Source organism: Bacillus sp. UNCCL81 (genome assembly GCF_900112535.1).
GTDB classification, from domain to species: Bacteria; Bacillota; Bacilli; order Bacillales; family Bacillaceae_G; genus Gottfriedia; species Gottfriedia luciferensis_B.
On record NZ_FOMF01000004.1, the window covers coordinates 257946 to 274230 of the forward strand.

Here is a 16285-nt window from a genome sequence, read left to right on the forward strand (position 1 = left end):
TTTTTCTTTCTATAAGAAAACCACCATTTTCAATAAAATCCTCATAAGTATCATGCGAGTATACTCCATCAAGATTTCCCCTAAATGCAGTTGTTATAACTGGAACTGTCTTTTCTTCAATCTCATCTAATAAATATAGCGGGGAATTCCGCCTATTTATCTACAAAAGTTAAATTTTTCTTATGTATCTAACCCACCATTCACTATGCTTTTTAGTTAGCTCTTTTTTTTAACGATTGAGCTTAGCTTTCTTTAGATATGTGTCATTTATCTATATATGAAGAAACTGATTTTCATAGAAGTTGAATAAGAAAATCAACAATCTACTTTAGCAGAGCATAAATTGAAATAATTTTTGACAAAAAAAAGAGAAAATCAATCAAGATAGACGATTTTTCTCTTTTCTAGGTAAGTATAAAAATTAATAATTGTAATGCATTCTATTCGATACTAAACCTTATTTTATCAATGATTCATACACAGCAGTCGCCACGGCTTTATATTGTCCTGTAGCAAAGTCATCCCCTACAAATTTGTTCGGATTTATTAGTGGATCAATTACAGGTGAATGTTTTTTATTTGTCAATAAGACAATCCCTAAATTATTATCCGGATCTATAATCGTCAGAGTGCCTACCCAGCCGGTATGTCCAATCGCATTTGGACTTGCATACAATCCAAACGTAGACGACATACTTGGAGAGCCATTTCTTCTCCACCCTAAGCCATAGGTTGGATTTAAATCGGAAGGTGCTGAAAATTGATCAATCGTCTTTTGATCAAATAATTTTACTTTGCCATATCCACCTCCATTTAACATTACTTGCAATAGAACCGCTAAATCGCTTGTCGTAGAGAACAGCCCCGCATGACCAGAAACGCCACCCATAGAGTAGTTGGCCTTCTCATCATGCACTTCTCCCTGTATTGTGTATGTACGAATGTTTGGAAAAGAAATGATACCGTCACGTGAATTCCCCATTAACTCGGTTGCCGCGAAATCTTTCGGTTTGAATCCTTTTTGCAAAGGGTTAAACATAGTGTGTTTTAGACCTAATGGCTTATAAATCGTATTTTCTACATAGTCGTCTAGTCTTTGGCCAGTTATTTTCTCAATGATAAATCCGAGGATCATATAATCGACGTCACTATAAATGTTTTTCGTACCAGGTACGTATTCTAACGGTGTTTCAGCGATTTTTTCAAATGTTTCATTACGGTCTTGTGTATACAAGGAACCTGCTACAGTAGGATTGTGGTATTGCGGATCAGCCGGAAAACCAGCAGTGTGGTGTAAAATATCGATTAAGCGTAGGGTATCCTTCCCTTTAATTATATCAGTTGATTTGTCTTTAAAATTTGGAAAGTATGATTGTATAGTTGAATTCAAGTCTATTTTTCCGGTACTAACAAGATGTTGCAAAGCGAAGTTAACTGCATACATTTTAGTGTTTGATGCCAAATCAAACATTGTATTCGTCTTCATTTTCTGAGGATGTTTCAGTGGTGATAGCCCATCGTATTTTTTCGAGTACCCATAAGCAGTGTTTTTTACAATTTTTCCATCTTTAATAATCATTAGAACTGCACCTGGAAAACCATTGTTTACATCCTGCTGGATCAATTCATCTACTTGTTTTAATTTCTCTGATGAAAATCCAACCTCCTCAGGACGTTTTACTTTGCTCAACACGGGAAAGTTATCACTATGTTTGATTTGTTTCATTCCATTCACCTCTGCCTGGATTGAGGTTTTCTCTACATTTGTTTGAGCATAGCTGACAGAACCTGTTGTAGTAACCAAAGCAAGCGATAGTGTTGACGTTACAATACTACGAGTCAATCGAGCCAATTTAAATCTCCTCCCTTTAAAATAAAATAGCCAAACGATCATAGGCCAAATCGTTGAAATATTCGTTTCATTTTTGAAAATAAAATTCAAAATTACATTTCATATAATTGAAAGAAAATTCCAACTATTTTTAGTATAAAGGCGAGATTCGTAGTTTGTAAAGTTTGATTATTCTTCTACCAAGGGAAAGGATTGTAAATTTCTATCTTTATAATATAAAAAACGGATAGCCAATATAGGCTATCCATTTAAACTAAATTTATGCTTCAACAACATCTACAACATTTGCTTGCTGATAAACTTCTTTTTCGAATTCTCCTGTAGCTTTACTTGTTAGAATACCTGATGTCATTGCGCCACTAACGTTTAGAGCTGTACGGCCCATGTCAATTAGAGGTTCAACTGAGATTAGTAACCCAACAATTGCGATTGGAAGATTCATAACTGATAGTACGATAAGAGCTGCAAAAGTTGCTCCTCCACCGACACCGGCTACACCGAATGAACTGATTGCTACGATTAAAATTAGAGAGATAATAAATGATGCACTTGTTGGATCAACACCAGCTGATGGAGCTACCATTACAGCTAACATTGCAGGGTAGATACCAGCACATCCATTTTGGCCGATTGAAAGTCCAAACGAACCAGCGAAGTTTGCAATTCCTTCTGAAACACCAAAATCTTTTGTTTGTGTTTTGATTGTCATTGGTAATGTTCCAGCACTTGTACGTGATGTAAATGCAAACGATAAAGTTGGTAAGGCTTTTTTCACATATCTTACTGGACTTAGTTTTGCAAATGATAATAATAATAAATGCACAATAAACATTAAGATTAAAGCCACATAAGACGCTATTACAAACTTACCTAATTTTACGATTGCATCATAATCACTTGTTGCTGCTACTTTTGTAATGATTGCTAAGATTCCATAAGGTGTTAAACGAAGAATTAACGATACGACTCTCATCGTTATTGTATAAAGTGTATCAATTATTTTACCAAAAAACTCTGCAGTTTCAGGCTCTTTACGTTTTACCCCTAGGTATGCAATTCCCACAATCGCTGCAAAAATGACAACTGCAATTGTAGATGTTGCACGTGCACCAGTTAAATCTAAAAATGGATTACTTGGAATTAATTCAAGGATTTGTTTTGGAATTGTCATCGCTTCTACAGTTGGCACACGGCCTTGTAATTCTGTAATTCTAGCAGTCTCTGCAGCTCCTGCTGATATTTTAAATCCATCAAGGCCAAAACCTAAAGCGGATCCAATTCCGATAGCTGCTGAAATAGCTGTTGTACCAAGTAGAATCCCAATAACAAGGACACTAATTTTACCGATATTTTTAGTTAACTTTAATTTTGTAAACGCTCCGACAATCGAAACGAATACTAGCGGCATAACAATCATTTGTAATAGTTTTACATAACCGCTACCAACAATGCTAAACCAGTCGATTGTTCCGACTGTAACGTCATTTTCAGTTCCATAGATTAGATGAATAATATAACCAAAAATAAGACCTAAACCTAAACCCGCGAATACACGCTTTGAAAAAGATACATGCTTCTTTTGCATAAAATACAAGCCATACATAAGTACTAATAAGATTACAACATTTACACAGATAAGAAATGTATTCATTTTTCTCCCCCTTTTCTTTTAATAATCTAATTTACGAAAATATTAATACAAGTATTCCTATAAATCAAGTAGGAATTATTAATTATTTGTAAAATTCCTACTTTTTTATCATTTAGGCACAATTTATCTAGAAATCTATTACTACTTAATTAATAACGCTTCACCATATTGATCAAATGCATGTTTAAAATCAAAAGCAGTAGGAGTTGGTCCATTTTGAATGTAATAGTCATATCTTTTAAAGGCCTCTTCCCATGAAACATCGCTTTGCTTCTCTGTCCACCATATAACATATGAAAGGTGCTGTTCTTTATAAGATTCCATCCATTTGCTTCGATCTTTTAATGCTTGCTTATGGTGCCCTGAGTACGTAAAACGATATAAGGATTCTAGATTCTTCCATACTGTTAGTGTAAGTATAGGATAACCATCCCCCTTACTAGCTTCTTCAGGCAGAGAGATTCCATCAGATGAAAACGCGTCAATCATGTGTCCAGATTTTGTAGCCTGACGAAAGACATCATTTCCTACAGAAAAAAATTGTCGAGATGCAGTGTGGTCATATGGGTGTTTTAGCCTACCAACTGTATAGATTGCAACAAAAGCCATAAATAGTCCTCCATAGACAGGTTTTATTAAATTTATATTCCAGTAAGCTTTTATTTCATAACTAATTCTTTTTTTCAATATTTTTATATTTTGTAGAGAATTGGATAAAGTCGGACACTTTGTGGACTTTATTGAATATCGAATTCAGTATTCTGTACACAAAAAAAGACAATCAACTAGGATTTCTCCCATTTGATTGTCTCTAAAAATAAGATTCTAGTTAATTCCTAATTGCGTTTTAACAAGGTCGATTGTTGTACCTTGATATTTCTTAACTGGTTTTGGAGCATCTGTTACGGTTGGGTTTTTCATCATATAGTTTTGCTCAATGAAGGCAAAATCTTTTTCATCCGTAGTACCGTCGAAATTAATATCTGTTGCTCGATTAGCTGTACCCCAGTTTGATTTCATCGCGATTGCATCCTTAACATCAATGACATCATCATTATTGACATCTCCAGCAATTAGACTAATGCCACCAATTAATTTTGCTTCTCCAAGAACACCATTTTCAGTAGTTTTTCCAATCGTAAAGATCGCTTTCGTTGTGAAGTGACCTGGTACAGCCATTTCAACTGTAAATGGTTTATCCGACAATGGAAGATTGAATACTTCAAAAAACGCCTCAGGATGAACAGTTACATTGGTATAAACATTATTTTGATCATCCATTACTTTGATTTTAGCCCCAATTTTTGAGTAATCGTAAGGAGCAATCTGCATTCCTTGTGGTGTAAAGTAACCTTCTGGAATTAATTTTGCAGCCATTTGTGAAAACGTAGGTAATACTCTGAACGACTTCATAAATCCAGGTGCACTTTCTTGTGAACCAGATTTATTTGTAACACTTGCTTTTAGGTCTTGAAGTTCATACCAGCCCTTGTTAAAGTTATCACTCTTAGCTTTTACCTGAATATCAAGAAGTGGTACTTCACCAGAAACTGGCTTTGTTAACTCTACTGTTACTTTCATATGTTTTCCACTTGTTGAATTTGATTCTTCAGTTGTTACTGAGCTAATTTGACTTTTCGTTTGGGAATTTTTCAATACATCCACAATTTCAAAGTTGTACGGAGCATAATCAAATTCAAATGATACTTTATTTGTTTTATTTAAGTTATGTGCAGATAGAGTGGTTGAAACTGTTTCGCCCATTTTAATCGTTTCTTTATTCAAGCTACCTGTTACATATGGACTACCTTTTTTAACAAAAAGCGTTTCATTCATTCTACCAAAATCACCATTTGACGCGGAGTCCATTGCAAATGAGTAATATCTTGTAAAATTAGCGTTTGGATTTAATTTAACTTCACCTTTGTAATTACCATTTTCGTCAACAGTTAACTCTTCTGAAGGTGATGCAACCCAACCATAAGGACCCATGAATGTACCATAATACCCAACAACTGAGTTATATGACTGGTCGATATCAAATCCCATCGTTTTCATATCCTCAATATCTTTATCAAACACTTTTCCTGAAAAAGGAATAGATTGTTGACCATCTTCGTATTCGTAAACTCCGAATGGTAGACTATGTTGAACAGTTGGATTATTTTCTTCGACATAGACTTTCGTTTCGGAAGTAAAGGTCTTTCCTTGGTCATTACGTCCAATAAATTTAATTTTATATAAACCAGGTTTTGCTTGCACATACTTGTAAACTAGCGGACTATTCGGATCGGCAGAGAATGGAATATAGATTCCACCAAAACCGTTCGCTACTCGATACAGAACGTTTTCATCTGCAGCAATTCCATCTAATGTTCCAATAATACCGAGGTCTTCATTCGTTTTAGCATCTGTCAGTACTACGTCAATATAACGCATATGAGACTTCAATTGAAAGAATAGATCTGTGCGTGGTCTCGTAAACGGATGATTGTCATACGTATTACTTGTTAATGCATATGGAAACGCACCTACTTCTTCAATACCCTCTTCTACGAAACGCGCTGCAAACGGAATTTGATATGTTTCATCTGGATTTTGTTTGTTCGTGTATACAATATATCCCTCATAGGTCCCTTTTTCAGCATTTGCCCGAATATCTATAAATACTGCATGTTTCTTTTGTTGACCTGGCTTAACCTTTAACTCTGAATCTACTGTTATTTTTACATTATTAGCCACAGCATCTTTTGATATTCTTGAAGACTGATAAACTACTTTTACATCAAACGTTTTCGTTTCCTTGCTATCATTTCTTAATACTACATTACGATGATCTTCTCTATTTACTCCAGTTGATGTAAATGTGCCGAAGCTAATAGCTCCTGTCGTTTCCTTAATCGTTTTCATTTTATTGCCAATCATTGTATCAGTAGTGTCCAGTACCTCTAAATTGACTCCAGCATGTACTGCTTCATATGCATCTACGCGCCCTGCCCCAACTTCATAAACACTATACTTATCATTTAATGGATCGGCAGTATTCATTAAGTTAGCTTTTACATCTAAAGGTGTATAATCCGGATGTGCCTGTAATATTAATGCAGCAATACCTGCTACATGTGGACTTGCCATTGATGTTCCTGATAAACGAGCATATGCATGTTTATAGTCACCAAGCGATGCACTACCAGCAAAATGTGTTGGCACTGTAGAAAGAATATCTACTCCTGGTGCAGTCACTTCAGGTTTAATATCATACGTTACACGCGCCGGACCACGTGAACTAAACGGAGCAAGTTTGTCACCTTCTGTCTTCACTTGACCCAATTTTTCAAATGAATAGGTAGTATCTCCTGCTTTTACTTTTTGTAATAAATCTAGTCCTTGGGCATTTGTTAATGAGAATGTAGGTATATTCGCAACACCTTCACCTAAATAGTTCGGAACATATCCTTCTTTCGGATCATTATTATAGATAAATAGTGCCGCTGCTCCTTTTAGCTTTGAAAATTTGATTTTATCGTTTAATGTAATGCTACCACGCTGAACCAAAGCAATTTTCCCTTTAACGTCCTTACCATTATAATCTGCCAATGTTCCAAAACCTGTATCTACTACTTGTAAGTTTTGACCAATAAAGTTTTGAATTTGGTCTGTAAAACTCTTAGCGATTAAGCGAATGTCTGCAGCCGTTTTTCCAGTGCTTGTTTGAACTGAACCCTTAAGTTCTTCTATCGTAGTCGGTACACTGCTTGCCCCAACAGCTAATCCTAATGGTGCATTTCCTGGCGTTCCAACCGTATACATACCGTTACCAGCATTTCCGGCTGCTAACACAGCTGTAACACCTGACAATACTGCGTTATTAATTGCAAAGGCAATTGGATTCATTGGATCATTGTAATCAGATCCGAGTGATAGATTGATTACATCCATCCCGTCACTCACAGCTCGATCAATCCCTGCGATGATTGCTTCAGATGAACCTCTTCCGTACGGACCAAGTACACGATACACGTATAAATCGGCACCAGGAGCAATACCTGTAACTGAATATTCAGAGTCAGCTGTACCTTGACCAACAATTGTTCCAGAAACGTGAGTTCCGTGAACGGTGTAATATGTTGCCCCTGCATTAACTTCTAGCTGTTTTGATTTTTTCCAATCGTCATAGGTTGCTTCCATAGGGTCAATATCATTATCGACGAAATCATAGCCACCTTTATAAGCAGCTTTAATATCTGGGTGATTGTAGTCAACTCCTGTATCGATGACCCCTACTTTTACTCCTTTACCTGTATATCCTTCTTCATGAAGCTTGTCCACTCCTAAAAATGGATTCACATCTCCTTCAGGAAAATCACTAGTTTCAGTACTTTCTTGTTCAACAGGAGGATCCACTGTTATTTCTTTACTTTCCCATACAGCTTTAACAACTTTGGATTGCATCAAAGCTTCCACCTTATTAGCGGGAATTTGCATAGATACACCATTAAATGCATGTTTGTATTTTCGCTTAATTGTGTATGGCGTTTTAATTTTATCCTTTTTAAAAATGGATATTATATCCTTTTGGAAGTTCGAATGAGAATCTTCAACTTGTTGATCAGCCTGTGATATGCTTAATGATTTACCTTCAGCTTTCGCAGACATGACCGCAGTTTTAGATGGTAATGTTTTAAACTGAACGATTACCGTAATTTTTTCATCACTGTTCAAATTAACATCCGGGCTGATTTGAAGCCCTGATTGATCGCTCATTTTTAATTGAGTCAAAGCTTTTCTTTGCTCTGGTGTTAGCTTAGATAAAATTGAATCTGTATTCATTGCAGCTTGTACTTTCACTGGTTTAATCCCAGATGACGATACAAAACCTCCAGCTATTAAACTAGTTCCTATAGCAAGTGCAGTAACTGATTTTGTAATGTTTTTTCTCATCTTTTTCTCCCTTTTCCCTTTAAGTAAGTGATCATTAAACGATTAATTTCAGTACAACTTCCTCATCCTTCTCTTCCCTTCAATTAGATAGTCTTACGCGTTTTATTATAAAAAGACTTTACGTAATTTTACTATTTTGAAAATTCCGTCAAATTTATAAAAAAAGTCTAATAATGGAGTTTAATGGTGAGTTAATTTCTAAAAATAGCGGGATAAAAGTGCAATTCACAAAAAAAGCCACAAGGAATAATTACCTTGTGGAGATGCTTCATTTATAAAGTTCTATTAGTTTCCCTAGTTATTTACTTAGTATTTGCAAATATTTTAGCTCATGCTCAGAATTAATTTTATGTCTATAATACCAGTACATCAAAAGACACTTTCCATAACCTTTTGCTATACCTAGTTCTATTGCGGTTTTGATAACATCTAAGATTTCATGTATTCCTTCAGTAACTTTATTTCTTGCACACTGATATAAAGCGTGTGCATAACGGAATTTCAAATACATTTGCTGCTTAAATGGCTCTTTACTTTTTGCCATTTCTTCAAAAATATGAAAATATCGATTTAACAAAAGTTCAACGTCTTCAAACCGCCCTAGCTTTACATATACTTCTAAAATTCTAGGTAAACCAACAAACATGTCTTCCCTACCTTCCAACCAGTCAAGATACTCATCAACATATTCATATTGTTCAAATTCCAAGTATGCTATAAATCTGTTTCCTTCAGCTAATTCTCCATAATATTCATTAACCTTTGAATAACGATCTATTATGCACAAAACCTCGTCCAAAGAACCACCTAAACGAAGTAATGCAAAACCTTGATAAAGAAGTGCTCTACCATAATAATCTTCTTCATTGGAAAGTTTCTCCAATGTTTTTGCATAATACATTACCATTTTCCAATTCTGGCGAAGATAACAAGTAGCCATTATCCATAAATAAGTTGATAATTGAAACTCCTTAGTCAATTTCGTTAAATACCTCAAAACAAGTACTTCTGCCTCCCGTCCTTGTTTCGTCGTCCTTACTATGCGATATTTTCTATAATAACTTTTCGCCAATTGAATTGAATTATGATCGGACATACTTTCAATTATGCACTCATAAAGTGGTAATGCCTCCCACTCTTTATTCTCTTCAAACAGCTTTTCGGCAACTAAAAAAATTGTATTTAAATTCTTCTTAAGAATCGCTTTCTGGCTTTCATCTAAAACTTTATTAAAAATAATAGTAAGCTGATCTAAATAACCAAATGAAGCACATTTATATAAAAATTCCATACTTCTTCGTTTATCTAAAATTCTATTTTCATTAAAACATTCTTCAATATAATCTGAATATAAGGTGCCTTCAATCAGATTTAAACCTGAAGTAATAGCATCTAAATTACGTAAAGAAAGAGTTTGTTTATGATTTAAAATTCGGCTAATTTCAGTCAAATGAATACTAGAATTTCTTGCAAGTTGAGTTATATTCCAGTTTCTTTCCTTCATATGATCCATTATTTTATGAAACAATTTTAAATTCACTTTTCTTACCACCTTTCTTTAGTGATTTTGAATTATTTAGTACTTCCATAACTTTAAAATTCTTAAAATTCTAATATATCTATTAGAAATCTCTAATGAAAAACTGTCAAGGTGGCATATGGACTAATCTAGTCCATACACATGACATTAATCACAGATATTTATAGCCAATTTTTGTTTTAAAAACATATAATAATAAAATTAAAACGACTGCCCTTTCAACCGGACAGCCGTTTTTCATTCATATTAAACTTTACTAATTAATTGATAAACCTTGTAAATTACCCAAATAAAAATCACTAACCAAATCATTAAAATGAATGATCCGACTATCCAATTTTTAGGTTTACCATTTTTCATCATTTCTTCTGCTTTCATTTCACAGTCGACTATTACATTATCTGGTATCAGCTTTAAAGAGATATAAATACCTATAGGAATGAGAATTACATCGTCTAAATAGCCTAAAACTGGAATAAAATCAGGGATTAAATCAATCGGACTAAAAGAATATGCTACTACACAAACGATGAATAATTTTGCATACCAAGGAACCCGTTCATCCTTGCAAGCAAAATAAAGTGTAAAGATTTGTCGTTTTAAATTCTTCGCCCAAATTTTTAGTTTTTTAAACATTTTATCTCCTAATTAGCGTTTATTTAACTCATTATATCAAAACTTATTTTCCAAAATTGTAAAAAAGTCGCAAAAAACTTTTTAATTTAAAACAAATGTTTTACTACTAAATCTTGGGCAAAAATATAAACAAGCCACCCTATAATGCCAAGTCCGATTGAAGTAACTAAGTGTATTGAATGCTGAAGCGCTACTCCTATAATCAACAACATAATCACCGTACCCGGAATACCAAGTACAACTCCATATGCAAATTTACTTAATGTTTGTACTTGTTCGCCCTGAACATTTAGCCAAATTAGACTTAAAAGACTAACGATAGGTAATGCCGCAATCAAACCACCTTGTGTGGGAAATCGGCGTGCTACTTCAGTAATCACTCCGATAATAATTGCTGAAGTAAATATTTTAATAATCGCGTACATTTTGAGCCCTCTCTTTCATTAAATTAAAGGCTTTCATAATCGTTTCTCTTTCTTCTTCTGTCATCTGTTTAAAGAGAAGCTGTTGAAGCTTTTCCTCATTTAAACTGGAGTTTTGTAACAATACTTCTTTCCCTAAATCAGTAAGCATTAGGATTACTTTTCGTTGATCAATCTTACCACGAGTTTTATAAACATATTGTTTTTCTAGTAATCGCTTAACATGTTCTGAGGCTGTATTGTGAGAGACTTTAATTCCTTCAGAAATATCCTTTATCCCTACTTCAGCTTCTTTATCGATAATTTGTAAAATCCGAACACTTTGGTGCGTAATATTTTCTTTATGCTTATAACGTAAAAGATAGTAAATATCAGTCCATAATTGGTTCAGTTGTTTTATTTCTTTATCCATTTCGAATCTCCTTATATCGTATAATACGATTAGTTCTTATAGACAGATTATATCTTATAATACGATATATGTGAAATAGAAAGTTAGGAGATTTATTACAATAAAAAAAGGGACGTCCCTCTGCCAGTTAACATGACATATGGGGAGTCCCTTTCAAAAACCATTTAAACTACCTTTCTTAAATCGAAATTGGTGGCAATGTAGTTCCTGTTTCAAGCAAGCTTTTTAAGTTACTCAAAATTGCTGGCCAGCCGTTATTTAATCCTTCAAACGTGTCATCACGATCTATTAAATCAGTAGGCTCTAGATTTTCATGTTTCAGCGTTAATCTAACTGTCGACTCTAATTCTTTCAACACAAATGTAACGATAGATGGTTCTTTACGATTCGTGGGATCGTTTGTGTGATTCCAAGTATAAGAGAGTAAGCGATTTGGTTCACATTTTAAAATTGTTCCGTAGTCTGTAACCTCGCCATTTCGTAAATAAGAAACAGTTGATCCTACTTGCCAATCAGATTCAATCGCAGTTCCAAAAAAGTATTTTTCAGTAAATTGAGTGCTTGTTAAAGCTTCCCATAGCTTTTCGGGTGTAGTAGCGATGTATGTAACATAAACAAATTGTGGTTTATTCATTGTTAGAATCCTCCTCAAGTTTTTTTAATTCACTTAATGCATCTAAGCGATTATGTTCGTACTTATTCATCCATCGCTTTGATATTTCGTTAATCGGTACTGGATTAAGATAGTGAAGCTTATTTCGACCATGCCATTCTATTACAACAAGATTTGCTTCTTCTAATATTACCAGGTGTTTAGTTACTGCTTGTCTACTCATTTCAAGAATTTGACACATTTCACTTAATGTTTGTCCGTTATTTATAAATAATTCATCAAGCAATTTTCTACGACTTGAATCGGCAAGTGCTTTAAAAACCTTATCTATTTCATTCGACCTCCCTAATATTTATATATTAAGCAACTAATAAGTTGCATGTCAAGTTCATTAGTTCATTTTTCGTATAATCAGAAATGAAGCAATCCTTGTTATTGCTCTTTTAATTTTTATACCATAAGCTAACCTATTAAATAGCTAATTAACGTAATCAATGTTTCCTATCTTCCAAAAGTTAAATGAAGATGTAATTAGCAGGATTTTCATATATTCGACAAGAATAGTTATTTGAGAATGAATAGGAATAAATAATTACTAATGAGTAGACGATCACTGAAAATAATAAATATAAATATAAATGGACAGCGAGGTAGCAGATGAGTAACACAGTAGGAAACGCTAATGAGATTTTAGAGAGAATTACCGATGGATTCTTTGCGTTAGATGTAAATTGGAATTTTACTTATGTAAACTCAGCAGCTGCCCGTCTACTTTTTCGTAAACGGGATAACTTAGTTGGTAAAAATATATGGAGTGAATTTCCTGAAGCAATAGAGTTAGCGTTTTATAGGCATTATCATAAGGCGATACTTGAACAAAAACCAGATAATTTTGAAGCATATTTTCCCCCACTCAATATGTGGTTTGAAGTGAGAGCGTATCCTTCATTAAGCGGATTAAGTGTATATTTCCAAGATATCTCAGATAGGAAGCAATCACAAACACAAAAAGATGAACATTACAAATCCCTTTTTGAACAAAATCCAGATGCAGTCTATTCTTTTGATTTAAATGGAAATTATCTTAGTGTAAATCCAGTTATGGAAAGAATGTTAGGATATAGTGAATCGGAGTTATTGCAGATGTCATTTGTACCTCTGGTAAGTAAAATAGACTTGGATAGGGCAATGGAACATTATAAAAGAGCTACGGAAGGCATTACCCAAAGATACGAAGTAAAAGCATTGCATAAAAATGGCACTGTTGTCTATTTAAACGTTACAAATATGCCGATTATAGAAAACGGTAAGATAGTTGGAGTTTATGGAATTGCAAAAGATATCACGGATCGTCAATCGGAGCAGGATGAACTACGCAAAACGAAAGAAAGACTAGAATCTTTTGTTCACAACAATGCAGATGCAATATGGGTTATTGATTTAGAAAATCGAGTGCTAGAGATTAATTGTTCATTTGAAACAATGTTTGGTTATTCAGCAAAAAGCATTATAGGGAAGAATTTACCGATTGTTCCCGATTTTCTAAATAACTTTATTCAAGAAGTACATAGTAAAGTAAGGACTGGTGTATCTGTTGTTGGACTAGAAACTATTAGAAAATGTAAGGATGGTAGTCTGATTCATGTTAGTGCAACTCTCTCTCCTATTGTTGATTTGAAAGGAAATGTGATAGGAATCACAGGAATTTGCCGTGATATCACTTCAAGAAAAAAAGCAGAGGAAACCCTCAAAATTAAATCGAAACAACTTGAATCATTTATTGAAAACAATGTAGATGGCATATTAATTTTTAATCAGAATGGTAAAGTAGTCCATTCTAATAAAGCATTTGACAAAATGTTTGGTTGGACAAGAGAAGAGATCCAGGGTGCCCATTTGTATGATTTAGGGTTTATTCCCGACGAAATTATGGCAGAAGTCAAACGATTTGAAGGTAAAGTTAAGCAAGGAATGTTTATTTTCGGAGAAGAAACAATCCGTGTTCGAAAGGATGGGGTAAAGGTAGATGTTATATTATCTGCAGCGCCCATTCACGATGCACAAGGGAATTTGGATGGTTGGTCAGTAACTTTAAGGGATATTACAGAGTGGAAGATGTCTCAAATATTGTTACAAAACACCGAAAAACTTTCTGTTGCTGGTCAATTAGCTGCAGGAATTGCCCATGAAATCCGAAACCCTATCACGGCTATAAAAGGATTCATTTATTTGATGAAGAATGGATTTGGAGATAAAGAAGAATATTTTAAAATTATGTCGTCAGAATGTGAACGAATCGAAGGAATTCTTAGCGAACTACTTATTCTAGCAAAGCCACAAATTAATAAATTGGAACATTCGGATATTCAATTGTTATTAACCCAAATTGTCGATTTATTAAAAACGGAAGCAATTATGAATAATGTTGAAATTATCACTGGGTTTCTAACTGAAGATATTCATATTAATTGTGATGAAAATCAAATGAAACAGGTGTTTATCAACTTTATTAAAAATGCAATTGAAGCTATGAACAAAGGTGGAAAATTAACTATTCAAACCCAAAAAAGGGATGAAGAAAAATTGATGATCCAATTTATTGATGAAGGAGGCGGGATGTCCGAAGAAACGATTAATAAGTTGGGACAACCATTCTATACTACGAAAGAAACAGGTACGGGCTTAGGTTTTATGATTAGTAAAAAAATCATTGATAATCATTTTGGCGAAATCCATATTAAGAGTGAGGTAAACAAAGGTACAACTATAGAAGTTATTCTACCGTTGATTAATGAAACGGCTAATTATTTAACGGAGGATTCTATCAATTGATAGAAATTAACTAATGATAAGCATTAAAAAAGAGAAATTGCCGAAACAATTTCTCTTTTTCCCTTTTATTAACCTGCAAGATCATTCGAAGGTCTAGCAGTTTGTTCTCTTTTCCCTGGTTTAACAAAGATCATGGCTACCATTCCTAATGTTACTGCGATTGATGCTGCGATAAACATTGCACTATATCCGTGTTTTGCTACTAGACTACCTGTTAAAGTAGGTGCAATAATTGTAGCTAGGTTTGCGATGAAATGTGTTACACCACCAAATGTTCCAGCTTTTTTTGGTTCCGTATCTAATACTACTGTCCAATAAATTGAGTTTGGTAAATAGTTAAATGCATTACCAATACACATTAAGATTAGGACTGCTGTAGCACTGTGAACTGTTGGAATCAGCATGAAACAAATTGCTGTAAAGAATAATGAAATAACTGTGAACCAAGATCTAGCAATACGTAAATTTCCTGTTTTTCTAAGAAGTGAATCTGATATTTTCCCGCCAAGTAATCCTGTAAAAATAGCTCCAATCCATGGAATCATCCCAACGATTCCTAGTGATGCTAATGAAAATCCGAATTCATCTTGTAAATATTTTGGCGTCCAAGTAAGTAATAATATATTTACATATAAAAAGGCAAAATAACCAATTGCATTCATTACTAAAGTAGGATTCTTGAAAAAATAATACCACGGTGTAGATTCTTGTTCACTTTTTCCACTAACAGGATTATTCAAACGGATTAACTCAAGTTCTTGTTTTGTGACGTTTGGATTTTCTTCTGGCAGGTTTGTAAATACTTTAGACCAGATAAATGCCCAAATTAAACCAACTACCCCAAGAATAATAAATGTCACTTTCCAACTTGCAACTGATAATAGAGCAACTACGATTGGTGCAGTAATCAGTGCTCCTACTGGTGTACCTACTAAACCAAGGGCAACTGCAAACCCTCTTTCTTTCGGTGAAACCCAGTTAGCCATTGTTTTATTCATTGTTGAGAGCGTAGGTCCTTCTGCAAGTCCAAATAATACTCGGAAAACTGCAAATCCAGCTAAAGCTGATCCACCAAATAAAGTCGCACCTAAATTACCAGCAAATACAGTGCCTAATTCAAAAATTGACCAGGCAGTTGCCGCAAGTAACCACATAAATTTAGGACCTTTTTTGTCGGCGAAAGCCCCACCAAATAATGCTCCGAATATATACCCATACCCAAAGTAACCTAAGATTTCACCCCAACTTATAGGACTTAATCCAAACTCCTTAATGATCTCAGCCTGTGCATACGCTATTGCACCTCGGTCGATATAATTAACGATCGTGATCATAATGATCATAAAAATGATAAAGAATCTATAATTATTTTTCATTAAAGCTAGT

12 protein-coding genes are annotated in these 16285 nt (G+C 34.2%); 1 reads left to right on the top strand and 11 read right to left on the bottom strand.

What is annotated here, in order from left to right:
* Positions 1 to 457 precede the first annotated feature (457 nt).
* From pbp4b to BM319_RS10810, 10 genes are all read right to left on the bottom strand, one after another.
* The gene (gene pbp4b / locus BM319_RS10765; protein ID WP_286143739.1) at positions 458 to 1726 is read right to left on the bottom strand and encodes a penicillin binding protein PBP4B; all 1269 of its coding nucleotides are present in this window, start codon (positions 1724 to 1726) and stop codon (positions 458 to 460) included.
* 385 nt (positions 1727 to 2111) lie between these two features.
* Entirely contained in the window at positions 2112 to 3503 is a 1392-nt protein-coding gene (locus BM319_RS10770) for an L-cystine transporter (RefSeq protein ID WP_091022567.1), read from the bottom strand.
* Positions 3504 to 3644: 141 nt separating this feature from the next.
* Complete coding sequence (locus BM319_RS10775) at positions 3645 to 4112, bottom strand: DUF3291 domain-containing protein (protein ID WP_091022569.1); 468 nt, start codon at positions 4110 to 4112, stop codon at positions 3645 to 3647.
* Positions 4113 to 4328: 216 nt separating this feature from the next.
* A complete protein-coding gene (locus tag BM319_RS10780) occupies positions 4329 to 8444 on the bottom strand; it encodes a S8 family serine peptidase (RefSeq protein WP_091022571.1) in 4116 nt (1371 codons plus the stop codon).
* Positions 8445 to 8742: 298 nt separating this feature from the next.
* Complete coding sequence (locus BM319_RS10785; RefSeq protein WP_091022573.1) at positions 8743 to 9984, bottom strand: helix-turn-helix domain-containing protein; 1242 nt, start codon at positions 9982 to 9984, stop codon at positions 8743 to 8745.
* A gap of 246 nt (positions 9985 to 10230) precedes the next feature.
* On the bottom strand, positions 10231 to 10620 hold the full coding sequence (locus BM319_RS10790) for a YkvA family protein (RefSeq protein ID WP_091022575.1): 390 nt from the start codon (positions 10618 to 10620) through the stop codon (positions 10231 to 10233).
* A gap of 86 nt (positions 10621 to 10706) precedes the next feature.
* Entirely contained in the window at positions 10707 to 11045 is a 339-nt protein-coding gene (locus BM319_RS10795) for a DUF3147 family protein (RefSeq protein WP_069035050.1), read from the bottom strand.
* A complete protein-coding gene (locus BM319_RS10800) occupies positions 11029 to 11454 on the bottom strand; it encodes a MarR family winged helix-turn-helix transcriptional regulator (protein WP_091022577.1) in 426 nt (141 codons plus the stop codon). The genes BM319_RS10795 and BM319_RS10800 overlap by 17 nt, the downstream gene beginning before the upstream one ends.
* 178 nt (positions 11455 to 11632) lie before the next feature.
* Positions 11633 to 12088: an SRPBCC family protein gene (locus tag BM319_RS10805; protein WP_091022580.1), complete on the bottom strand. Its 456-nt coding sequence runs from the start codon at positions 12086 to 12088 to the stop codon at positions 11633 to 11635.
* Positions 12081 to 12419: an ArsR/SmtB family transcription factor gene (locus BM319_RS10810; protein WP_069035053.1), complete on the bottom strand. Its 339-nt coding sequence runs from the start codon at positions 12417 to 12419 to the stop codon at positions 12081 to 12083. Before BM319_RS10810 ends, BM319_RS10805 begins: the two co-directional genes overlap by 8 nt.
* 305 nt (positions 12420 to 12724) lie before the next feature.
* Between BM319_RS10810 and BM319_RS10815 the strand changes: the two genes are divergently transcribed.
* Positions 12725 to 14899, top strand: coding sequence for a PAS domain-containing sensor histidine kinase (locus BM319_RS10815; protein WP_091022582.1), 2175 nt, complete (start codon positions 12725 to 12727; stop codon positions 14897 to 14899).
* Positions 14900 to 14967: 68 nt separating this feature from the next.
* Here BM319_RS10815 and BM319_RS10820 read toward each other — a convergent pair whose 3' ends face one another.
* Positions 14968 to 16275 carry an MFS transporter gene (locus BM319_RS10820; protein WP_091022584.1) on the bottom strand — a complete coding sequence of 436 codons (1308 nt, stop codon included), beginning with the start codon at positions 16273 to 16275 and terminating at the stop codon, positions 14968 to 14970.
* Positions 16276 to 16285 lie beyond the last annotated feature (10 nt).